Here is a 23462-nt window from a genome sequence, read left to right on the forward strand (position 1 = left end):
AAGATTTTTGACTTGATATAACGCTATTTATAGGTGTTTATCAGGATTTCCAAATAATACGCGAAACTTTCCAGCCCTTCAAAACATCATCAGAAGGCATTAATCCTTCAGGGCCTTCCCAAATTCCGGTAAAAACATAGCTGACATGCTGACTTTGTGGAGCGGTACAAATGACTGTAGGCGGCACAGTGAGATCATGGGCGCGCTGACATTTTCCAAATGCCTGGTTATAGAGACTGGAGAAAGGTGTACCTATTTTCGTTCCCCAGACTGTTTTAACTTCATCATCCAACACGTCAATACGATTAACTTTACCATTGACCAGACCGTGAAATTCCAGTTTTACCTGACCTTCTTCCATACCCTGAATCACACTCACTAACTTGCCATCTTGCATCTCCATACCACTACGCAGACGATATTTTCCCTCCAACCCGTTTTCGATCGCAGATTGAGACATATCCGTCTGTTTATTGATTTTTCCTAGACCCTGCTCAGAAACGCTTAGGGAACTGCCAAACCAATTAAACGGTGATAAAGCAGGCCATGACATTCTTAAAGTTCCGGCACAAGCCGTCAACAAAAATGAGCATCCGACTAAACTGCTGGCTACCATAACCCTCTTCTGTTTAGAACAGAAATTAAATGCAAAAAATTTATCCATCGCTGTTTTCTTACCTTTGGCTCTATGGAATTGTCATTTGATATCTATCAGACCACATTCTAAAAAAAACATTCAATTGCAAATATACAAACCATTCATCAACAGAAACATCAAAATCATGTTTAAAAGATGTTATTTATCAAATATTACACATCCATTTATAAAATAAACTGTATTATCAAATTAGCATAATAAATTTTTATCCTTATCTGCCTGCCTGCCAATGCTTATTTTCATATACCCCTGCTATGGCTCATTGGTCAGATGATATAACTCAGGAAAGAAATAATGAATATTCATTATCAATATCATGTTAATTATCAACAACCTTCTGACTGGATCGTATTAAAAGGAAAGTCTCTGTATTCTATTCCTGAACATTATTTTCTATCTAAGGATAAAAATGGGAATATTAAAGTGATGCTTTACATTGACAATGAAAAGCCGGCAATGTCAAAAGATCTTCTTGTTATAAAAAACAAATATATGAGAAGATGGGTACACTCTATTCATGCTTCATCAAAAAAGTAGTGGTTGAAAAAGATAATAGCTAAATAGAGTATATATTCTCGATAAACCTCAGGTTGCAATCCGCAAAACAACACAAGGCCTTATACCTCCCCGCTACGCGGGGAAATATAACACGTATCTTGAAGTTGGATTGGTATAAATAGTATGCTTCTATTCAGCCATTTTATTAGCGTGTATATTTATCTCACGATCCATTTAATCAATAATCAATCGCTTGCTAAACATGACATTTTCTTGGCCCAAATAATCATATTCCATTTTTTCACACATGCAGATTGTTGCATCATTTTCTTCTGGAACCACAATCAAAATACCAGGGCAACCTCTGGCCAATAATTTTTTTTCCAGGCGGGAGATCAATGCATTGGCGATCCCTCTGCCCCTGAATTCAGGATGGACTCCCAGATAATAGGCATAACCACGGTGTCCATCATAACCGCCCATCACTGTACCAACCACTTCTCCGGCAATTTCAGCAACCAGAAATAAATCAGCGTCATGGGTGAGTTTGCGCTCAATATCTATTTCTGGATCATCACCAGAGTTAATCAAATCACAACGTTCCCAAAGTGTGATAACGGCTTCAAAATCGTCTTGCCGAAATACCCGAATTTCCATAGTTAGTCAGCCTATTTAATAAGCAGTTGAATCAATGTTAATTATCACTGCTTTTATTTTGGAATCAATCTGAAAATGCGTTTACTGACACTAGCAGGTATACTGCGGAACTTCGTAACCTAACCAAAATGAAAGCAAAAATGAATACACCTAATTTATATCAAGTTAAGAATTTTTTCCTCTCATTACAGGATCACCTCTGCAAGCAGCTAGAGCAACTTGATGGTCAATCAACCTTCATGGAGGATGGCTGGCAACGAGACGCAGGTGGTGGCGGAAGAAGCCGTGTGTTGACGGAAGGTAAGGTTTTTGAAAAAGCCGGGGTGAATTTTTCACATATCACAGGGGCCTCAATGCCCGCTTCTGCCACGGCTCATCGCCCAGAATTAGCAGGTCGTAGTTATCAAGCTATGGGGGTGTCTCTGGTTATTCATCCAATTAATCCCTATGTCCCAACCAGCCATGCCAATGTCCGTTTTTTTATGGCTGAAAAAGAGGGAGAGCCTCCTGTATGGTGGTTTGGCGGTGGCTTTGATCTCACGCCTTATTATGGTTTCGAAGAAGATGCTATTCATTGGCACACCGTTGCCAAAAATTTATGTCAACCGTTTGGCGATGATATTTATCCCAGATATAAAAAATGGTGTGATGATTACTTTTTTATTAAACACCGCAATGAACCACGTGGCATTGGTGGTTTGTTTTATGACGACCTGAATACGCCTGATTTTGATACCTGCTTTAATTTCACGCAAGCTGTCGGAAATGGATTCCTATCTGCCTATTTACCTATTGTAGAAAAAAGAAAAAATTTAACCTGGGGTGAGCATGAAAGACAATTCCAATTATATCGTCGAAGCCGCTATGTTGAATTCAATCTTGTTTGGGACAGGGGAACGCTTTTTGGCCTGCAAAGCGGTGGAAGAACTGAATCCATATTAATGTCTATGCCTCCATTAGTGCGTTGGGAATATGGCTACTCTCCAGAAAAAAACTCTCCTGAATCTGAATTATATACTTCATTTCTGATAAAAAAAGATTGGGTATGACAATTCAAAACAGGAATACAAGACAATTTCTTTATTCCTGTTTTACTCCTTATTTATAAAAAATTAACCTAAAACAGATGGGTTATTTGTCATAATACTGATAAAAATATTTATTATTTTTCATTAACAATACTCTGCCATAAAAAGTCAATACTTACACTAATGACTCGCCTATTAATTACAGCTAGTATTCAATCCGGGCCCGAAAAAAACGAATACAACATCTAACAACAAAATAGGGTATTATTATGAGCAATAATCAAACCAACATATACAGCTTAATCCCTCCATTTGTTCTGGAAAATATCTCTGATGATTGTGATACATATACTAATCAATATGTATTAAAGACATTAGATCATGTTTATCAATTGATGAGTACGCCTGCTGAAGAAATTATTTCTCAACAGGATAAACAAGAAACTAAAAAAGAGGTGAACGATAAACCGCATCGCACTATCTATGACGCTAAAAATAAAGAGGAATTCCCAGGGAAAGAGTTATCTCGCAGTGAAGGTATGCCAGAGAGTTCAGATGATTCAGTTAATGAGGCTTATGAGTATATTGGTAAGATTCATGAATTCTATAAAAAAATTTTCGGTCGCAATTCTCTTGATAACAAAGGAATCAAGTTAGTTGCTACCGTACATTATGGAAAAAATTATCTGAATGCATTCTGGACCAGAAAACAAATGATATTTGGTGATGGTGATGGAAAATACTTCAATCGTTTTACCTCTGCCATTGATATTATCGCTCATGAGTTAACCCATGGTGTTATCGAAAGCGAAGCTGGACTGGATTATATCTATCAGTCTGGTGCACTTAATGAATCTATCTCAGACGTATTTGGTATTATGGTAAAACAATATGTTAATAACCAAAAAGTCGATGAATCCAATTGGCTATTGGGCCAGGGTCTACTGGGGCCAAAATTTAATCCAGAAAATAAATCCGAGGTTGGCTTACGCACCTTTATTAACCCCGGAAGCGCATTTTCCGGCGATAAGCAAGTAGGTCATATGGATCTATATGAAGACCTTCCCTTCATCATTGATAATGGCGGCGTTCACATACACTCAGGCATTCCTAACAGGGCATTTTATTTAGTGGCGATGGCGTTGGGAGGCTATGCCTGGGAAAAAGCAGGAAAAATTTGGTATGAAACGTTACTGGACAAACGTCTATCTTCAGATGCAGATTTTGAAGATTTTGCCAAACTGACGATTGATAATGCTGAAAAATTATTCAGCAAGAAAACGTCAGATATTGTTAGTCATGGTTGGAAAGAAGTTGGTGTTCCACTTTCCGAAGATAAATGAAATTACCATTAACAAAATACCAATTCATATTTTAAGCAGTAGCATTAAGATAATTCTAAAATAAATAATAAAGGGTTAATAACAACCCTTTATTATGTTTATAAATTAATATTTCAGATCCCAACAAAAACGCCTCCCATTAGTAGAAAATATCATCATTTAGATTAATAATTAATTAAAGTCCCTAGAGATAAAATATGCACAACACCTAAAAATCGGGGGTATCATTATGCGGAATCATCAAGATAAATTAAATAAATCTGGTATCATCCCACCATATTTATTGGAATACGTTGTTAAAATTTGCGGCCAAATCGATAAAGCATATATATTAAAAACATTAGATCATGTTTACAATCTAATGAATAACCCTGATGAAATGGATATATTAATTCATGGATATCGGCCAGGTTTTGACAATAAATTAAATAGAACTATTTACAATGCTGAATATAATGATAAATATCCAGGACATAAATTAATTTTATGCGAAGGCATGGATGTAATTGATGATATTGTAGCCACCGAGGCTTATAATTATCTTGGTAAAACATATGAGTTTTACAAGGAAATTTTTGGCCGGAATTCTATAGATAACAAGGGTCTTAAATTAGTTGCTACTGTGCATTATCAAAAACACTATATGAATGCATTTTGGGATAATAATCAAATGGTCTTCGGTGATGGTTATGCCCCTTATTTTAACTGTTTCACCTCCTGCATTGATATTACTGCGCATGAACTCACTCACGGAGTCACTGAAAGTGAAGCAAACCTTGATTATGCCTATCAATCAGGTGCATTAAATGAATCTATCTCAGATGTATTCGGTATTATGGTAAAACAGTATGCAAATAACCAAAAGGTTAATGAATCTGATTGGTTGATAGGTCAGGGAATATTTGGCCCGGCACTTAATCAGGACAATGACCCTAATGTTGCCTTGCGCTCATTCAAAAATCCTGGAACAGCAAATCCGAAAGATAATCAAGTTGGTCATATGGATCAATATCAGGATTTATCCGTCAGAGATGATAACGGCGGTGTCCACAAGTATTCTGGTATTCCTAATAAGGCATTCTATTTATTGGCAACAGCGTTGGGAGGGTATTCTTGGGAGCAAGCTGGAAAAATTTGGTATCACACATTATTAGACAAACGATTATCCCATAAAGCCAGTTTTAATGATTTTGCACAGCTAACCGTTGACAATGCTGACACATTATTTGGCAAGGAAATTTCAGATATTGTGACTCATTCATGGAAACAAGTCGGAACTTTACTCTAAAAATTGTAATACTTTTCTCATCATTCAAGACCAGGGAAGGTCTTGATTACGTTTATATATTTATCCTTAATTTAATTAAGCTAATCATCTTATCCCGCCATGCCATATCATAAAAAAATTTACATTTTTAGTAGTGACTAACATGGTTAGTTTGGCTACTATTCATATTCGGCCAAATATACACCAACACCATAACATAACATAGATACAAAATAAGGCATTATCATGAGTAATAATAAAGCAATAAAACAAAATATAATCCCCCCTTATTTATTGGAGTATCTTGCAAAAACCTGTAATGCTAATGACAAAGAGTATGTTTTGAACACATTAGATCATGTCAATAAACTTATGAAGCAATCAACCAAAGAAGAGACCTTAAACTCTGAGGATGATCCTTTATTGTATAAAAACAGAAAAAATCCTGAACCAGAAGATAGCTATTAATTATCAGGAAAGTAACGTTACCCTCTGATTTTCATGATTTTTTATATAACAAAAAAGAAATACCGAAATTAATAAAATTAAATATACAGTAGGTTCATTGATAAACTTGAAATATTTTAAAGCTAATTAGCTTAATTCTTAAAATTATTTCTATCTGCTCTGTTTAATAATGGTTAAACTATGCTTTAAATACAGGAATAATAAAGGGCTAGGAATAGCCCTTTATTTATATCAATATTTTTAAACAATTACCGTTTTTTCATATGTTCCATTAAACGTTTACGTTTACGGAGCTGAGTTGCTGTTAATGTATTTTTCTTATCCGCATAAGGGTTAGCCCCTTCTTTAAATTGGATGCGGATAGGTGTTCCCATCACTTTCAAAGAACGACGGAAATAATTCATCAAATAACGCTTATAGGAATCTGGTAAATTTGTTACTTGATTACCGTGGATAACCACGATAGGTGGGTTATGGCCACCCGCATGGGCATATTTCATTTTCACCCTACGACCACGGATCATTGGCGGCTGGTGATCATCTTCTGCCATGCGCATTATACGAGTCAATAAGGAAGTACTCACGCGGCGGGTTGCACTTTCATAGGCTTCCTGAATTGATTCAAATAAATTCCCGACACCACTACCATGTAGCGCGGAAATAAAGTGAAGACGGGCAAAATCAACAAAACCCAAACGCAGCTCAAGCATATCTTTGACGTGATCTTTGTCTTCCTGACTCATACCATCCCATTTGTTGATGGCGATAACCAGAGAACGACCACTGTTAAGAATAAAACCAAGCAGAGAAAGATCTTGATCAGAAATGCCTTCACGGGCATCCACTACCAGTAATACAACATTGGCATCTTCAATCGCCTGGAGCGTTTTAATCACAGAGAATTTTTCAACTGTTTCAGTGACTTTTCCACGCTTACGAACGCCCGCTGTATCAATCAGAATATATTCACGGCCATCACGCTCCATGGGAATATAAATGCTGTCACGGGTCGTACCTGGCAAATCATAAACGACAACACGCTCTTCACCGAGGATACGGTTGGTTAATGTGGATTTACCCACATTAGGGCGGCCAACAATCGCAAGTTTCAGAGGCAAGGTTGTGGGATCAAATGCCTCCTCCTCTTTTTCCTGTTCAGCAGAAGCCTCCAATTCGGCTTGCTCCATTTCTGCCCAATAAGCTGCGTTTGCTTCTTCTTCCGTTAATTCAACGTCTTCTTCTGTTTCTTCTTTGTCAGAAAACGGCAACAACACACGTTCAATCAGTTGTGTTACCCCCCGGCCGTGAGAAGCCGCGATGGAATAAACATCCCCTAAACCGAGTGAATAAAACTCAGCTACCGAGATATCAATATCGATACCATCGGTTTTATTCGCCACCAGAAAAGTTGCTTTTTCACGGCTACGCAAATGCTTGGCAATCGCATGATCAGCAGGCATCAATCCCGATCTGGCATCAACCATAAATAGAACAATGTCCGCCTCTTCTATGGCCATCAGGGATTGCGCAGCCATATGCGTTTCTACCCCCTCTTCCATACCATCGATACCGCCCGTATCAATGATGATGAATTCTTGCCCTTCAACCTCTGCCCGTCCATACTTACGATCACGGGTTAAGCCAGGGAAATCCGCTACCAGCGCATCTCTGGTTCGGGTTAATCGGTTAAATAAGGTGGATTTTCCAACATTGGGGCGCCCAACCAGCGCAACGACAGGTATCATTTTCTTGATGCCTCATGACTAGATTTAAATCGATATCCTGCTGAAAGTGACGTCTCAATATTGTTCACCACAGCAAGATACAAAGAGTCTAAAAAGACGAAACGGCCCCTGTTATTGTCCAGGAGCCGTATAATTCCGTGTTATTTAAACACGCGCGAAGTTAGCGGGTATACAGATAAACTGTCCCGTCCTTCGCTTGTAGCATCAGTTTATCGCTGGCAACAACCGGACGACTCAACAGGCCGGAACTATCAACCTTGTTCTGCGCTACAAATTTGCCATCAGCCATATTCAACCAATGCAAGTGACCTTCAGCATCACCAACAACCAGATAGCCATTGTACATTTCCGGTGCCGTCAGGTTACGGTGCATGAGATCATTTTGCGACCATAATGTCACACCATCACTCTTGCGCAGGGACAAGATACGGTCATCTTGATCAACAATGAAAATATTGCTGTCAGTGACCACCATATCATGCACCGATCCCAGATCACGTTTCCAGATGATCTGGCCTGAACGCATATCCATTGCCACCAAATTGCCGTTATAAGCAATCGCGTAAATAACATTGTCAGAAATGACCGGACTCATATCGACATCATTCAGGCGATCTATTTCGGTAGAACCTGTTACCTGAGAAATACGCTGTTGCCAAATTAGTTGCCCCTCAGACAACAGCACCGCACTAATACGGCCATTGTCACCACCTACAATCGCTGCACCATAGGCTATGGCAGGAGCGGATTCACCACGAACGGACAACGAAGGTGTATCCATATTAACTGACCAGGCAATACTACCATCGGTTTCGTTTAATGCCTGCAACATACCATTGCCGGTATGAATCAAGACAAAACCATCACTCACTACAGGACGGGACAATGCTTCGCCAGCAACCGTCGATTCCCATTCAACCTTACCGTTCGTTGTATCCAGCGCGATGACTTTTGCTTGTTCTGTTCCGACATACAGACGATCACCGGATACAGTCAAACCACCAGAAAGCAGCGCTGGCAAACGGGATGACAATAAACCTGCTTTTTCTGACAAATCCGTTGCCCATATCTCTTTGCCGCTGTCTATATCAAATGCTTTGACAACACCATGACGGTCAGCAACGTAAGCGGTTGAACCCTGCCAGGTTGGTGATAAATGAGAGTAATACTTCCCCGTACCACTCCCAACGGACTTATCCCAAACGATACGAGGTTTGAATTGATTTTCAACCTTCGGTAACGGTGACATTGTTACCGTATCCTGTTCACTTGAACAACCTGCTAGCAGAACAGAAGCAACCAGCCCAACCAAGAGTGTTTTTCGCAGCTGCATTATGAAGTTGGCTCCCTTAGTTGGATAAATTATTAAGTTTGATTTTCATAAAATCCTTAATTACCTGCGGGCCATCAAGTCCAAGCCCTGTGGAATAGGCTGCACGTGCACCAGCAATATCCCCTTTTTTAGCCAGAATATCCCCACGAATATCCTCAACCATAACCTGCCAGCCTTTGCCTTTGACCAAATCCAGCGTTTTCAATGCAACATCTGTTTTATCTTCCGCTAATTGAACCCGAGCCAGACGAAGGTTAGACAATGCCTGCATGTTTCCATCTTTGGCTTTACCGGATGCCGCACGCAAATTTTTCTCTGCCTGAGCCAGATCATTCTGAGCAATAGCCTGTTTTGCCAGTTCCAGATCAGCCATAACACCGTAGACATTGTCTGTCTCATTAGCGAACTTTTCTACGGCAATAACATTTTCTTTCGACCCCGACGCCAGTGATTTGTTCAACTCTTCAAATACTGCGGCCGTATTATACAATTGGTTGGTTTGATGAGACTGCCAGTAACGCCAACCCAACAAAACACCAACGCCTAGCACCAGACCAACAGCAAGGTATTTACCGTTAATAGAGAAAAAACGCTTGATCGCGTCAACTTGTTCAGTTTCTGTGGTATAGACTTGCACTAGAGTTTCTCTCCTTAGCCTAACAGTTCGCTCAAACGCGCTGCGACCGCTTGTTGTGACAACGTTTCTTGTTCACCGTTGCGTAAATCTTTCACTGTAATATTGCCTGCCTGAATTTCATCTTCTCCCAGAATCAAGGCAACTTTGGCACCGTGCTTACTCGCACGCGTCAGCTGTTTCTTAAAGTTACCACCGCTATGATTGGTCATCAGACGTAATTCTGGCAATTGATCACGGATTTTTTCGGCCAATATTAATGCCGCTTGCTGGCTACCTTCACCAAAGGAAGAGAAATAGACATCGGCAACAGCCAAATCAGCAACAAAGTCAGGATTGACTTCCTGCACCAACAGGACCATACGTTCCATGCCCATGGCAAAACCAACTGCGGGTGTTGCCTTACCGCCCAATTGCTCAACCAAGCCATCGTAACGACCACCCGCACAGACGGTTCCCTGCGCCCCCAACGCCGATGTCACCCATTCAAAAACAGTACGGTTGTAGTAATCAAGGCCGCGAACCAGACGCTGGTTGATGCGGTATTTGATCCCTGCACTATCCAGTAGCTGACACAGTCCATCAAAGTGCTCTTTTGACTCGCTATCAAGATAATCAAACAGCTCCGGTGCATCATTCAGAAGCTGCTGAATTTCAGGGTTTTTAGAGTCCAATACACGCAATGGGTTGGTATACATGCGGCGTTGACAATCTTCGTCCAGTTTCTCTTTATGTTGTTCAAGGAATGCCACTAACGCCTCACGATAATTGGCACGGGCTTCTAATGAACCAATTGAGTTCAATTCAAGTGTAACGTGATCAGCAATGCCAAGCTCGCGCCACCAACGTGCTGTCATTAAAATAAGCTCGGCATCAATATCTGGTCCCTGTAAGCCAAACACTTCAGCCCCTAACTGATGGAATTGACGGTAACGGCCTTTTTGTGGGCGCTCATAACGGAACATAGGCCCGATATACCATAAGCGCTGTTCCTGATTGTACAGCAGACCATGCTGAATACCGGCACGGACACATCCTGCGGTATTTTCTGGGCGCAGGGTTAAGCTTTCACCATTGCGATCGTCAAAGGTATACATCTCTTTTTCGACAACATCAGTAACTTCCCCAATTGCACGTTTGAATAACGGGGTCTGCTCTACAATCGGTGTCCGAATTTCGCTGAAACCGTAACCTGACAGCACACGCTTCACCGTAGATTCAACTCGTTGCCAGATGGCCGTTTCAGCAGGAAGGCAGTCATTCATGCCACGAATAGCTGGGATATTTTTTGTCACGTTTTATCTCTTATTAATATTTATACAATGCCAACGATTATAAAAGCGAATACTTGCAAGGTTCAATCTGCAAGCAAATCTATATGCTTATATCCCCAATAAACTACTCATCAAGCTGATTGATGCCGATTCGGTTCTTAACATCGAGGATAGCGGCCTTCGCCCGAATTTTCGCCTCAAGTTGATCAATCAAGTTGTTATTGTCAAAACGCTCTTTTTGACGAATACCATCTTCATAAAAGCCGCTTTTTGTTTTCGCCCCCGTTACGCCAAGCGTTGAAACTTCTGCTTCTCCCGGACCATTCACGACACAGCCAATGATAGAAACATCCATCGGGGTGACTAAGTCTTCAAGACGCTGCTCAAGGGCATTAACCGTACCGATAACGTCAAATTCCTGGCGCGAACACGTTGGACAGGCAATGAAATTAATCCCCCGTGAACGAATACGCAATGCTTTCAGAATATCAAAACCGACTTTAACTTCTTCCACGGGATCTGCGGCCAACGAAATACGCAGTGTATCGCCAATTCCTTCTGACAACAAAATACCAAGGCCAATTGAAGATTTCACCGCACCCGCACGGGCTCCACCTGCTTCCGTAATGCCCAAATGCAGCGGTTGATCAATTTTTTGTGCCAGTAAACGGTATGCCCCAACCGCCAGAAAAACGTCAGAGGCCTTAACGCTCACTTTAAATTGGTCGAAGTTCAGGCGATCAAGAATATCCACATGACGCATTGCCGATTCAACCAACGCTTCTGGTGTGGGTTCACCATATTTTTCCTGTAGATCTTTTTCCAGTGATCCACCATTAACCCCAATGCGAATTGGAATATTATTGTGGCGGGCGCAATCCACAACCTGACGAATACGATCTTCATTACCAATATTGCCAGGATTGATGCGCAGACAGTCAACACCATATTCCGCAACTTTCAGGGCTATGCGGTAATCGAAATGAATATCGGCAACAAGAGGGACATTGACTTGCTGTTTGATGGACTTAAACGCTTCGGCTGCATCCATTGTTGGAACAGACACCCGAACGATATCAACACCTACACGCTCTAACGCGTTAATTTGATTGACTGTTGCTTCAACATCAGTTGTTCGTGTGTTAGTCATTGATTGCACCGCAATCGGTGCGCCATTCCCGATAGGCACATTACCGACATAAATCCGTGTAGACTGACGTCTTTTTATCGGTGATTCAATATGCATTTTTACATTACTCCCCTACATCCCTGTATTTTTGTTTATAAGAATGACAACTATGCTGTGGTGAATAATTTGGCCAAAACAGTTAAAGCATTTATTTCAGAGTCAGTTTAGCCGTGACGCCTTTCTTCACGAAGGAACTTAGATCCACGGGTTTTCCCTGGAACTGAACCTTAACCTTGGCTGGGGCGCCAATACTCACCAAATAAGGTAAATTACCGGAAAGTTTCAGGCTATCCCCTTTCTTTTTTATGCCACTAAACAACACTTTACCTTTAGCATCTTCGACTGCCAGCCAACATTCACCGCTGAAATCTATCACTAATTCACCGTTGTTCGCCGTGCTGATACTATTTACATCAGTCGATGAGGGACTCACAACAGCACTATTTATCTCTGCATTGGCAGCAGTAGCCGTATTTTCTGGTGTTGCATTGGTTGCAGGCTGATTGGTTGCTGTGGATACCGGCGCACTGGAAGATACGGGAGCATTGCTGTTTACTTCTGTGCCATTTGCCTCTGCCAACGATGTTTTTTCCTGGAAAACATCAGATTGAGCATTAGTTTCAGAACCTGTTACCTGATTATTCTGGGCATTTGATTGTGTGGACATTGAAGACAGTTCTGTTTGTTGTACTTTATAGTTCTGCCACCACCACAGGAATGTCATTCCCAACAACACAACAATAACAGCCCATGTTATTTTCATTAACCAACCGTCGCGTTTCTTGCGTTTTTTCCCCGCTGAAAAACTTTGCATAGGGGCCGTTTTTATGTCCCTGGAAGGTATCTGTTTATCCAGGGTACTCAAGATTTCAGTTTCAGGCACCTGAACCAATTTTGCATAGGCGCGAATATATCCACGAAGGAATGTTGGTGAAATATTTGACGAGATATTATCTTCTTCAATATCACGAACAGTGGACAGTTTAAGACACAAGCGATCTGCCACAGTTTGCTGAGAAAGCTCATGTTTTTCACGAGCCTGACGCAAAATCTGACCTGTTGTCAGATTGGCTTCTTCTGGATAAGTTTCAGTCTTCATTAGCAAGGGATACTGGTACTGTTCTGGGTTAAAGAATTTACACAAATTAAATGAACAGAACATATCATTTAATTTGTGTAGCGAAATCATCTAAATACTGCATTTGACACAGAAAATCATTTATCACAGCGATAACGGCCTGTGTTACTTTTCATACTTTTCATGATCAACTGTTCAGCTTTGTCATACTGCTTTTGTTCACAAAGAAAAATATGGTAGTGATGTACTACGGTATCACTTTCAGCCGCATACTGCATAGCCATTCTATAATGCTGACTGGCGGTTTCCGGGCGACCTGCATATTGTTCATGCAGTGCCATGCCTAAATGAGCCTCTGAATGATGAGGTTCCGCCAGCAGGACTTTTTGAAAATGATATTTAGCGGCCGATAAATTTCGTTCCGCCAAATAAGCTTTCCCTAGCTGCAATCGTGTATCTATGGCAACAACCTGATGAGCGCGATGCGTTGATTGTTCCACACACCCCGTTAACAGGCCAAAACAAACTATAGACCAAATTATTGATTTCCGTATCATACCATCTTCATTTATAAGGATATGTTAAAATTTGCCAAATTTTCAGCCATTAATCGATATTAAACAAAAAATTAGACTGTTTTTACCTGAATAGGTTCACCTGCAAGACGTTTTTTCATGGTTCGCTTGGTTCTGTCAATGACATCACCGGCAAGCTGCCCACATGCTGCATCAATATCATCTCCCCTCGTTTTACGCACGATGGTTGTAAAACCGTATCCCATCAGGACTTTAGCAAAACGATCGATGCGGCTGTTTGAACTGCGTCCATAAGGGGCCCCCGGGAACGGGTTCCACGGGATCAGGTTGATCTTGCTGGGAGTATCTTTCAGGCATTCGGCCAACTGATGGGCCTGCTCAACGCTGTCATTGACATGATCAAGCATCACATACTCCACCGTAACCCGCCCCTGATTAGCATTGGATCTTGTCAGGTAACGACGTACTCCTGCCAGAAACTCTTCAATATTGTACTTACGGTTAATTGGCACAATTTCGTCACGAACGTCATCAGTGGGTGCATGCAAAGAAATGGCCAGTGCAACATCGATCATATCCCCCAGTTTATCCAGTGCAGGGACAACACCAGACGTTGACAATGTCACACGACGTTTCGACAGACCGAAGCCGAAGTCATCCATCATAATTTCCATTGCTGGCACGACATTATTCAAATTAAGCAGTGGTTCTCCCATTCCCATCATCACGACGTTGGTAATGGGACGACGACCACTGGATTTCAATGATCCTATAATCTTGGCGGCGCGCCAGACCTGACCAATAATCTCGGAAACTCGCAGATTGCGGTTAAAGCCCTGTTGAGCCGTAGAACAAAATTTACACTCTAAAGCACATCCCACCTGAGATGAAACACACAGTGTCGCGCGATCATCTTCTGGGATATAAACCGTTTCAACCTGTTGATCACCGACAGTAATCGCCCATTTGATAGTGCCATCAGCAGAGCGTTGCTCTTCGGCAACTTCGGGTGCTTTGATTTCAGCAACTTGTTGCAATTTTGCCCTGAGCACTTTGTTAATATCGGTCATCTGCTCAAAATCGTCATAGCAATAATGGTAAATCCATTTCATGACCTGATCGGCACGAAAAGGCTTCTCTCCCATATCGACAAAAAATTGACGCATTTGTTTACGGTTAAGGTCGAGAAAATTGACTTTACCGTTTTTCTTTTCAGGTGTGACAGATACGGCGGAAGTTGCAAGTGGTACGGTTTCGTTAAGTTGGGACATTGTTACATCGCCTCGTTGTTACACTTTCGGCTCTATGCTGATCTGATTTCAGCATTAAGTTTTCATGCGGTGACTGCCAATTCAATGATCATTCTCTCTTTTAATCAGAGCCATATTGAATGGACATTGAAATAAAATAATAAACGCCCCGCTGAACCAAATCAGTGGGGCGCATCATTGTACAAACTTTACTGTTTATATGCTACATGCAGCGAAAAACGTTAGCAGCGAGGGAAAATTTCATCATCACTGAAAAAATAAGCAATTTCGCGGTTTGCCGATTCAATCGAGTCTGAGCCGTGAACGGCATTTTCAGTAAAGCTGTCTGCATAATCTGCACGTAGAGTACCTGCCAAGGCATTATCAGGATTAGTCGCACCCATCAGATCGCGATGACGTTGAACGGCATTTTCACCTTCCAGAACCTGTACCATTATTGGGCCAGAGGTCATGAATTCCACCAGACCATCAAAGAAAGGACGGCCTTTGTGTTCAGCATAAAAACCTTCCGCTTGTTCGCGAGTTAAATGTAGCATTTTGGCCGCGATGATTTTAAATCCTGCACTTTCAAAACGGGCATAGATAGAACCGATAACATCTTTCTTCACGGCATTGGGTTTAATAATGGAAAAAGTACGTTCAATTGTCATTGAGTAACCTCTTTGGCACTTTCAGCGATGATTCATTTTAATTTTTATGCCCCAGAGGGGCAACTCTACCCTGAATCTGACAGGGATAAAATAGGCGTTGATTATAGGAGGAGAGTTTCGGCTTGCCTACAAAAAACATAACATTTCATTAAGACTTTCTTAGCGAAAATATCATTTTTTAGCATAAATCACATTTTCGCTTATATTTCCCCGCTGTGCAGGGAAATGTAACACGCATCTTGACGTTGGATGGGTATATCTTGTTTACTTTCATCAGAGACTATAAATTTTCCTGTTACTTCACCACAAAATTGATTGCGCTAACCTGCCCCCCCAAATCTAAAACACTAAGTTGGTATTTTCCTGATTGTGATAACGTCTCGCTCCAGGGTTGATTATTTTCTGTCACGGCCACTTGTTCACCATTCAAAAACCACCATTGCTTGCCGCTGCCTCCTTGTGTTGTGAGCCGCAAATCCAGGCTCATTTTCCCTGGAATACGCTTCAACACCTCTCCTTCCCGTACACCAATAATCAATAATGGTGCTACATCCGTTTTTATGGGCGGACATTGTGGATTAATAAGAGGCAGCCGATTTGCCCGGCGCTCTTTAGCCGGTAGCCAGGCTTCCAGTGAGATTGGCCATAAGCTTATGGTTTCAGGATGAGCATCCGGGCAATCAGGAGCAACACGCAAGCCATACTTATCTAACCAAATCGGCTCGTTAATGCCTGAAATACCTTCCTGCTCTATAGCGGAGAGTGTCGGAGGAATAGTATTATCCAAAATCCAGCTTAAGCGCTGTTGCCGGCAGTTATTACTGTCCTGGGGCAGGACAGTACCACTCGGCCAGCAAATGGTTGCCTGAGTGACGCGGGCTGGGCGGGGATCAACAGGAATGCGCATTGGACTATAACGCAAGCTCTCCATTAATAAATTATTGATTTGGTTCATGATCGGTATCGCCGTAGCATACCCAGACTGACCAATAACCGGCGTTCCATCGGGTCGGCCGACCCAAACCCCGAAGGTATAACGAGCGTTCAGGCCAATTGCCCATGCATCCCGATAGCCATAACTTGTGCCTGTTTTCCATGCCAGCGGAACACGGGCAGGCAGAATATCATCAGGCTGAGGACGTCCCTCACCGGCCATAATTCTTCTGACAATCCAGGCTGCCCCGGCAGAGAACAATTGCCTGTCCCGTATTTTTTGTTGCGGTGTAAAGCGCAGTGGAGAGACTTTTCCCTGACGGGCAAAGGCACTGTAAACCGAGACCAATTCGTCCATTCGAGCAGCTGTCCCTCCCAAGATAAGGGATAAGTTGGGTTCACTGCCCAACGGGAAACGTAATTTCATTCCTACATTGCGTAAATTAGCCGTGAATCGCTTCGAACCATAGGCTTCAAGAAGCTGTACAGCGGGTAAATTGAGCGATCTTACCAATGCCTCACTGGCACTCACCGGCCCGTTGAATCCACGGTCAAAATTACCCGGTCGATAATCATTAAAACGGCGGGGAACATCCTGCAATAAAGACTCTGCGTGAATTAATCCATCATCCAACGCCATAGCATATAAAAAAGGTTTCAGTGTCGAGCCGGGTGAACGCCATGCACTGACCATATCCACATGCCCAAAGCGACTGTTATCCTGAAAATCGGCGGAACCAATATAGGCTTTAACAGACATATCGGTGTGATCCACCACTAATACGCCAATTGAAGTTTTGCCCGCCAACTGATATTTCCAGTTAAGCACCATATCTTCTAATTGACGTTGCAAACCGATATCAATGGTCGTTTGGATCACTTCCGCCTGATTTTCATTTGCCATTCGCCTCGCCAATAATGGCGCCAGATGAGGGACCTGACGTGGAGCCAGCCAGATATTTTCTTCCTTAATATCAGCCACTTTCTTCTCTGACCAAACATGATATCGCGCCAATCGCTGCAATACTTTGTCACGCGCTGCTTGTGCCCGTTCCGGATAACGATCAGGCCGTAATCGGCTGGGCGCTTGTGGTAAGACGGCCAATAATGCCGCTTCTCCGGCTGAAAGTTCTGACGGTGATTTCCCCAAATAAGCCCAACTTGCCGCCCCTACCCCCTGTAATGTTCCACCAAATGGCGCACGGTTCAGGTACATCACCAAAATTTCATCTTTTGAATAGTGCCATTCCAGTTGCAATGTGTGCCAAAGTTGTTTGAATTTTCCGGTAAGGGTTCGTGAGTGTGGCTCAATCAGTCGGGCGACTTGCATGGAAATAGTACTGCCCCCTGACACTATTTTTCCTGCACGAAAGTCTTGCCATGCTGCCCGCAAAAGAGAGATTGGGTTGATGCCCGGATGCTTATAAAACCAGCGATCTTCATAAGTCAGTAATGCCTGAAGGTATTCAGGAGAAACTTGATCTAATGTAACAGGGTAACGCCAGACTCCTTCGCGGTCAGCAAAACGCCATAACGGTGAACCATCAGCCCCCACGACTACTCGTGTCATTTTGACGTTATGTATTGGCAACGGCCAGATTTTATCTGCCAGCCACAGGGCGGCGGGAAAAACGAATAAAATGACCAGAAACAGCACCAAAATAATTTGATGCTTGCGGAAAGGTGATTTTCTCATTAAAGCCGTATCCGAAGTGAAACAGCCCCTATCTTCCGAAATAGGGGCAAACGATGATTAGCGGACAACTTCCAGTCTTGAATCGGTTTTACCCACCGCCCGCCAGTCAGGGACATACATGGATTCAACCTGTGGTGCCGGTACTTGATAAATACCAGGTGTAACCGCACGAGCCAAATACAGTAATGTCACTGGGGTATAAGATGGCACAGCAACAGCGGCAACAAAACGATCATCGCGGTATTCGATATGGCGGATATCCGCATCCTGTACTCCTTCAACAGAATCGGCCAACCCCGTCGCACTTTCATCCAATCTAGCACTGCGGGTCGCCAGATTTTGATTCTCTATCTCTAATCCGGCGGGTAATAAATCAACAACCAATGCATCTGGCACTGGTTGGGTTGCGCTGATCTCCAGCCTCACAGCAACCATTTCACCACTTCTCATACGCTCGATAGAGGCAGGACGGCCTTCCAGATCAAGGTAAGTACGCTTAATATTCAGAACATTTGAGTAAGGGGCAGGAGTATTCAGTGGATACCCGACGATATTCAGGCGTGAATACAGGGTACTGTCGCCACGATTGCTGATATCCACACCTTTTAAAAGCTGGCTTGCCGTTAGCGTTTCGGTTAACGCACTGTCACGGTTAAGTGGTGGCGTTTGCTGATTAATTACCGCTCTCCACGGTTGTTCAGTCGCACTGATAAAGTAACGTCCGGCCAGATACAGCGAATTACTTTCCTGAGTTGAGAAATAACGGCGGCCTGACAACTCATTGGATAAGTTGAGCAGCTTCTCATCACGCTCTTTTTGCAACATCTTGTGCTCTGTCAACAGAGCAACAATCAGTGCGTTATCACGGATAACACTGCCATAGTCCCCCAGCCCATAACCCGGTTTGCGGGGTTGATTAATTCCCAGATAAACAGCTTCATCACCCCGGGTATTATCTCCCATCATTTTCAGTGCGATACCCAATTGAACCAAAGATAAACCGTTTTCAGCCTGCTTCCGACGTTCATAGAGTTGCCTCAACCCACTCAGCGGTGCTTTTTGCTGACCGGCCAGAACCAGACCAGCATAAGCCTGCACAGAAAATTGTGTCGCTAAACGTGAACCACTGTAACGATCACTGATGATGGTTCTGTCTTGTAGATAACGTAATAAACGGTTATTAGCTGCTTTCAGGGCATCGACAGGAACGCTGTAACCCTGCTGGGTTGCACGGAACAGAAAATCCGTCGCATAAGCCGTCAGCCAAAACTCTTCATTACCATTACGGTTCCACAACGAAAAGCTGCCATCATAACGCTGCATACTGAGCAGATGGGTAATTCCCACCTCAATGGCCTTCCTGCGCTTTTCGTCACTTTGTGTATTAATACCCAGCTTTTTCAACTCAGCTTCATTGGAATAGAGTGATGGATAAAGCCCGCTCACTGTTTGTTCCAAACAGCCATAAGGATAAGCGTACAATTCACGAATATAACGGGCAATTTGCAATGGTGGCCGGCTGGTCAGCAATAGCTGCCCTTCTGTTGTTTCTGGTGCCAGACCTGCAATGGCTGACGGGGGTAATTGCCAGCTTTGCCCTTGATGGATCACGTCAGAAAACGGGATTGTTTTGGCTGGATGAGCAGGACGAACACCGATTTTCCAACTATTTCTATATTGCGTCCGTTTTTCATCGGGCAGATCCAAGCCATTAATCGTCAAGAAAACTTCACCTTGCCCAAATCCATGCTCTGCTTTAACCGGAATTTGAATGGTTGAACGTTTCCCTTTTTCCAACACGAGTTTTTTGCTCGTCACGCCCTGTAATTTAATCAATCCCTTCGCAGAGAAACTCAATGTCAGGGTTTGCGGCTGCTCTGTTAAGTTAGTGAGATCCAACGACAATTGGGATTTATCGCCCCCTGCCATAAAACGAGGCAATGACATTTGCGTAATGACCGGTGCTGCGATAATAATTTTACGCTCACTGTGACCGAATTTATCATTATTCCAGGCTTGAGCCATCAACCTGAGTTCTCCGTTGAAGTCAGGAATAGACAAGGTCACTTCGCCTTCACCATTGGCGTTCAGGGTGACGGGTTTAGCCTGCTCTGCGATAATTTTGACTACCGTTAGCGGCTTTTTACCCCCTCGTTCCAGATCATCATTACTACCATCTCCTCCAAAGCGTAGATTGGCCTGTCGTCCCTCGGCTTCAATCAGATGACCATAAACATCATATTGATCAACGCCATAACGTTTACGACCAAAGAATGCTTCATAAGGATCGGGGGTCTTAAAGTCTGTAATGCTTAACACGCCTGTATCCACGGCTGAAAGCAGAACATTAACCTGTTGCGGCAGTTGTTGCCCTTGTTGAGGCGTTACTTTGATTTTAACTTTGAGATCCTGATTTGGACGCATCTTATCGGGTGCATTTAAGGCTACGTTTAATTTACGTCCTTCATCCATCAGAGGTATGTGCAATACACCGATTGCCCGCTTAGGGGTTGCCTGACGGGATTTATCACCGGGACGCACAACAACGGCAGTGAGATACAGATCATGACGGGCCCATGCCTGATTCATTGGAATTTCAATATCCAGCCCTTTTTCCGGGACGTCTATTTTTTGCCACCACAATGGCCCATCACTAGATTCCACCAGCAAATAACCTTTACCTTGTTGTGGTGCAACCAAACGCACTTGCATTTTTTCGCCCGGTTTATAGGCAGGTTTATCCAATGACAATTTAACCTGATCCGGACGTACAGCCCCCGTACCTCCGGTATTATCCTGCCATGAATAACCCGCCCAGAAATTCAGGCTGGTAACGAGCTGATTTTGAGGGTTAACAACTTCAATACGATAAGACCCAAAATCCACAGGGAAACTGACTTTAGCTGTTCCATTCTCCGCAATCTGGATATGTTCATCGTCCATAACCAAATCTTTCTGGTCATAATCCGAGTTCCAACCGGTATCGTCTGACCAACGCCAATAGTAATCACGCCGTTCATATATCAGACGCGCTCTTAAGTCCGGTGCCGCATATTTTTTACCGCTGGCATCTGCATACACTATTTCAAATTCGGCCAGTGAGTGTTCATCCACACTATAGCGATCTTCATCGCGATCGGTACGGTAATTATAAATGCCCTTTTTGTTGAAAAGCGGACGTATGCCAACCAATTTCTCAGCCGGCCAGATAGCTTGTTCAGCACGGCGTGTCACTGGACGTCCACCCGATTCCAGCAAACTGGCCTGTACAACAACGGTTGCCGGAGATGCCATTGACTTCCAGTTATCCTTGCTGACAGAAAGGTTCGTCTTCCCTTCACTGTTTAAGGTAAGGTCAAATTCATCCAGTGCCCGTCGCAAATCGGTTTCTTTTGCAGAACCAAATTCGTATCCCGATAATTTCGCCACAGCATGTCGGGCAGGACGCAGAAACAATTGCCCCTGCAAGCGATTATTAGCGGCAGGCGCACCGTACAGGTAACGACCCGTTATAGCAAATTCAACATTTTCATTAGTCAATATCGGCTGATTATTAACATTTCCTTTGATCTCCAGCGCCATCCGTTCAGGCATGAAATCTTCAACATTAAATTTGTAATAGCGCGGTGTCTTATCTCCTAAATCAAATCGCAGTGACCACATTCCGGTTTCGGCTTCACGAGGGATCAGGTAATGGTATTGGTATAATCCGTTTTCCGCTTGCCAAACAAAACTATGGACAACCTGATTATCCGCTTTTAATACATCCACCTTAACGGGTTGTGATTTTAACGGGTGGCCATCAGCATCACGCAGTAAGCCATTAACGATCAACGTTTCTCCTGGCCGATAAAGATCCCTGGGTCCAAATACAAAAAACTGCTTACTATATCCTTGCGGCCCACCAATATCAAATTCAGAGAGATCTAAGGCCGGTGAGTTCAAATCAACCATGCTGGTATGTCCACCCTGGATAGCCAGCAATAGTTTAGCTTTGTTATTTTTTTCCAGAGAAGCATGCCCATCACTGTCTGTCGTCGCTTTTGCCACGAGTTGTCCTTTCGCGTCCAACATGCGGATCTCAACACCTTTCAGGCCAGAGCCTTGCCCCAAAGATTGGGTGAATACATCAACCCTGTTCAGATAACGGTGCACAGAAACACCAATATCGCTCAGTGTGAACAGCGTAACCGGATTACTGGACGTATATTTTCCCGCCTGCTGCATGACTGCCAAATAAATCCCATTTTTTTGCAGTTCTTTGATATTACTTAAGGGCAGTAATATTTTTTCGCGGGTATTGGCGGTAGGGTTGAGGTCAAAACGTCCAGTGTAGACTAACTCCGTGTCTCGCAGTAATTCCTCGGAATCCCAATCGTTCATATTACTGCTGTATTGCCAATTGGCGATGAATTTAGGTAAGGCACCTTCCTTAATCTGGAAAAAATTGACATCTACGCTATCAACATTAAGAGCCAGAACAGGTAATCCTTCTGCTGCTTTGCCGGGTAACAATAGCCCCCTGCTGGCAAACCCAACGGTAGGTGTAATAGACGCGGTATCAAGCTTTTTCTCATAAGCTTTCATCAATTGACGCTCATTGATACCTTTTATGCCCGCGTCAACCGTCAGCTGTAACTTACGAGCAGGCGGCAAATGACGTAACCTGAGTTCCATCTGATTATTGGAAAGCTCCCACGCACCATCCAGCTTTCCCGATTTAACATCAACAAGATGCACCTTTTGAGAAAAATCCTGATCAGGTTCCAAAGGAACAGAAAACGTCACGACCATTGCACTGGCGCCATCCAATTGCAGCTCGGACGCATCTAAGATAGTGACATCTTTACCCACATAGCGTTGTGCCGATATTTTGGTTTGTGCATTATTCGAAGCTGTGCCCTCTGTCGATTGCACAACTTTATTTTTTGATGCTTCTGATTTCGTTTTTTCAGATTGATCGCAGCCAGCTAATGCAAGAAGCGAAAATAAGATGGCAAACAGCGCGACCCGATATTGTTTTCTCCATGCCACCCATTGCTGCCATTGATATTGATACATAACCATAATCCTTATCAATTTACCGGATATACCGAGATATTATTTTTTGGGTATTTACTATGGTACTTCTTGTTTCGCATGACTAACGCACAGAAAAAATAACTAATTTGCTGACAAAAGAAAAAGTCATCTTATAGTTATAT

General features: G+C 42.9%; 18 protein-coding genes. 5 read left to right on the top strand and 13 right to left on the bottom strand.

The features are described from left to right. Nucleotides 1–40: 40 nt before the first annotated feature. The gene (locus ABLA76_RS08700; RefSeq protein ID WP_348987615.1) at nt 41–616 is read right to left on the bottom strand and encodes an RpoE-regulated lipoprotein; all 576 of its coding nucleotides are present in this window, start codon (nt 614–616) and stop codon (nt 41–43) included. Nucleotides 617–952: 336 nt separating this feature from the next. Here ABLA76_RS08700 and ABLA76_RS08705 point away from each other — a divergent pair, with 336 nt between their 5' ends. Beyond that, the gene (locus tag ABLA76_RS08705; protein ID WP_348987616.1) at nt 953–1195 is read left to right on the top strand and encodes a hypothetical protein; all 243 of its coding nucleotides are present in this window, start codon (nt 953–955) and stop codon (nt 1193–1195) included. A 195-nt stretch (nt 1196–1390) separates the two neighbouring features. Here ABLA76_RS08705 and ABLA76_RS08710 read toward each other — a convergent pair whose 3' ends face one another. Beyond that, the gene (locus ABLA76_RS08710; protein WP_285809954.1) at nt 1391–1813 is read right to left on the bottom strand and encodes a GNAT family acetyltransferase; all 423 of its coding nucleotides are present in this window, start codon (nt 1811–1813) and stop codon (nt 1391–1393) included. A gap of 140 nt (nt 1814–1953) precedes the next feature. Between ABLA76_RS08710 and hemF the strand changes: the two genes are divergently transcribed. The 4 genes from hemF to ABLA76_RS08730 all read left to right on the top strand — a co-directional run bounded on the left by hemF (nt 1954) and on the right by ABLA76_RS08730 (nt 5919). Then, nucleotides 1954–2862 (top strand): oxygen-dependent coproporphyrinogen oxidase, encoded by a 909-nt coding sequence (gene hemF / locus ABLA76_RS08715; protein WP_348987661.1) that lies wholly within the window; start codon nt 1954–1956, stop codon nt 2860–2862. Nucleotides 2863–3110: 248 nt separating this feature from the next. Next, the gene (locus ABLA76_RS08720; protein ID WP_348987617.1) at nt 3111–4184 is read left to right on the top strand and encodes a M4 family metallopeptidase; all 1074 of its coding nucleotides are present in this window, start codon (nt 3111–3113) and stop codon (nt 4182–4184) included. 229 nt (nt 4185–4413) lie between these two features. After that, on the top strand, nt 4414–5472 hold the full coding sequence (locus ABLA76_RS08725) for a M4 family metallopeptidase (RefSeq protein ID WP_348987618.1): 1059 nt from the start codon (nt 4414–4416) through the stop codon (nt 5470–5472). 225 nt (nt 5473–5697) lie between these two features. Beyond that, on the top strand, nt 5698–5919 hold the full coding sequence (locus ABLA76_RS08730) for a protealysin propeptide domain-containing protein (protein ID WP_348987619.1): 222 nt from the start codon (nt 5698–5700) through the stop codon (nt 5917–5919). 248 nt (nt 5920–6167) lie between these two features. On the opposite strand, the gene der is transcribed toward ABLA76_RS08730, so the two are convergent. From der to ABLA76_RS08785, 11 genes are all read right to left on the bottom strand, one after another. Next, entirely contained in the window at nt 6168–7664 is a 1497-nt protein-coding gene (gene der, locus ABLA76_RS08735; protein ID WP_348987620.1) for a ribosome biogenesis GTPase Der, read from the bottom strand. 160 nt (nt 7665–7824) lie between these two features. Beyond that, the gene (bamB, locus tag ABLA76_RS08740) at nt 7825–8997 is read right to left on the bottom strand and encodes an outer membrane protein assembly factor BamB (protein ID WP_348987621.1); all 1173 of its coding nucleotides are present in this window, start codon (nt 8995–8997) and stop codon (nt 7825–7827) included. Between the two features lie 16 nt (nt 8998–9013). After that, complete coding sequence (locus tag ABLA76_RS08745) at nt 9014–9634, bottom strand: tetratricopeptide repeat protein (protein ID WP_348987622.1); 621 nt, start codon at nt 9632–9634, stop codon at nt 9014–9016. Between the two features lie 14 nt (nt 9635–9648). After that, nucleotides 9649–10926, bottom strand: coding sequence for a histidine--tRNA ligase (hisS, locus tag ABLA76_RS08750; protein WP_348987623.1), 1278 nt, complete (start codon nt 10924–10926; stop codon nt 9649–9651). Nucleotides 10927–11029: 103 nt separating this feature from the next. Then, nucleotides 11030–12151, bottom strand: coding sequence for a flavodoxin-dependent (E)-4-hydroxy-3-methylbut-2-enyl-diphosphate synthase (gene ispG / locus ABLA76_RS08755; RefSeq protein ID WP_348987624.1), 1122 nt, complete (start codon nt 12149–12151; stop codon nt 11030–11032). 91 nt (nt 12152–12242) lie between these two features. Further along, nucleotides 12243–13193 carry a cytoskeleton protein RodZ gene (gene rodZ / locus ABLA76_RS08760; protein ID WP_348987625.1) on the bottom strand — a complete coding sequence of 317 codons (951 nt, stop codon included), beginning with the start codon at nt 13191–13193 and terminating at the stop codon, nt 12243–12245. Nucleotides 13194–13309: 116 nt separating this feature from the next. Then, nucleotides 13310–13672, bottom strand: coding sequence for a fimbrial assembly protein (locus tag ABLA76_RS08765; RefSeq protein WP_348987626.1), 363 nt, complete (start codon nt 13670–13672; stop codon nt 13310–13312). A 128-nt stretch (nt 13673–13800) separates the two neighbouring features. After that, nucleotides 13801–14979, bottom strand: coding sequence for a bifunctional tRNA (adenosine(37)-C2)-methyltransferase TrmG/ribosomal RNA large subunit methyltransferase RlmN (locus tag ABLA76_RS08770; RefSeq protein WP_348987627.1), 1179 nt, complete (start codon nt 14977–14979; stop codon nt 13801–13803). A gap of 221 nt (nt 14980–15200) precedes the next feature. After that, nucleotides 15201–15629 (bottom strand): nucleoside-diphosphate kinase, encoded by a 429-nt coding sequence (gene ndk, locus ABLA76_RS08775; RefSeq protein WP_047768450.1) that lies wholly within the window; start codon nt 15627–15629, stop codon nt 15201–15203. Nucleotides 15630–15924: 295 nt separating this feature from the next. Further along, nucleotides 15925–18258: a peptidoglycan glycosyltransferase PbpC gene (gene pbpC / locus ABLA76_RS08780; protein ID WP_348987628.1), complete on the bottom strand. Its 2334-nt coding sequence runs from the start codon at nt 18256–18258 to the stop codon at nt 15925–15927. A gap of 57 nt (nt 18259–18315) precedes the next feature. Beyond that, on the bottom strand, nt 18316–23319 hold the full coding sequence (locus tag ABLA76_RS08785; RefSeq protein WP_348987629.1) for an alpha-2-macroglobulin: 5004 nt from the start codon (nt 23317–23319) through the stop codon (nt 18316–18318). Nucleotides 23320–23462 lie beyond the last annotated feature (143 nt).

The sequence above is a fragment of the Xenorhabdus sp. SGI240 genome (assembly GCF_040081915.1).
Classification (GTDB): Bacteria; Pseudomonadota; Gammaproteobacteria; order Enterobacterales; family Enterobacteriaceae; genus Xenorhabdus; species Xenorhabdus bakwenae.

Excerpts from the sequence above, each read along its gene's own strand:
- ABLA76_RS08700 (WP_348987615.1), bottom strand. The coding sequence starts at position 616 with ATGGTAGCCAGCAGTTTAGTCGGATGCTCATTTTTGTTGACGGCTTGT.
- ABLA76_RS08705 (WP_348987616.1), top strand. The coding sequence starts at position 953 with ATGAATATTCATTATCAATATCATGTTAATTATCAACAACCTTCTGAC.
- ABLA76_RS08710 (WP_285809954.1), bottom strand. The coding sequence starts at position 1,813 with ATGGAAATTCGGGTATTTCGGCAAGACGATTTTGAAGCCGTTATCACA.
- hemF (WP_348987661.1), top strand. The coding sequence starts at position 1,954 with ATGAATACACCTAATTTATATCAAGTTAAGAATTTTTTCCTCTCATTA.
- ABLA76_RS08720 (WP_348987617.1), top strand. The coding sequence starts at position 3,111 with ATGAGCAATAATCAAACCAACATATACAGCTTAATCCCTCCATTTGTT.
- ABLA76_RS08725 (WP_348987618.1), top strand. The coding sequence starts at position 4,414 with ATGCGGAATCATCAAGATAAATTAAATAAATCTGGTATCATCCCACCA.
- ABLA76_RS08730 (WP_348987619.1), top strand. The coding sequence starts at position 5,698 with ATGAGTAATAATAAAGCAATAAAACAAAATATAATCCCCCCTTATTTA.
- der (WP_348987620.1), bottom strand. The coding sequence starts at position 7,664 with ATGATACCTGTCGTTGCGCTGGTTGGGCGCCCCAATGTTGGAAAATCC.
- bamB (WP_348987621.1), bottom strand. The coding sequence starts at position 8,997 with ATGCAGCTGCGAAAAACACTCTTGGTTGGGCTGGTTGCTTCTGTTCTG.
- ispG (WP_348987624.1), bottom strand. The coding sequence starts at position 12,151 with ATGCATATTGAATCACCGATAAAAAGACGTCAGTCTACACGGATTTAT.
- rodZ (WP_348987625.1), bottom strand. The coding sequence starts at position 13,193 with ATGAAGACTGAAACTTATCCAGAAGAAGCCAATCTGACAACAGGTCAG.
- ABLA76_RS08770 (WP_348987627.1), bottom strand. The coding sequence starts at position 14,979 with ATGTCCCAACTTAACGAAACCGTACCACTTGCAACTTCCGCCGTATCT.
- ndk (WP_047768450.1), bottom strand. The coding sequence starts at position 15,629 with ATGACAATTGAACGTACTTTTTCCATTATTAAACCCAATGCCGTGAAG.
- pbpC (WP_348987628.1), bottom strand. The coding sequence starts at position 18,258 with ATGAGAAAATCACCTTTCCGCAAGCATCAAATTATTTTGGTGCTGTTT.
- ABLA76_RS08785 (WP_348987629.1), bottom strand. The coding sequence starts at position 23,319 with ATGTATCAATATCAATGGCAGCAATGGGTGGCATGGAGAAAACAATAT.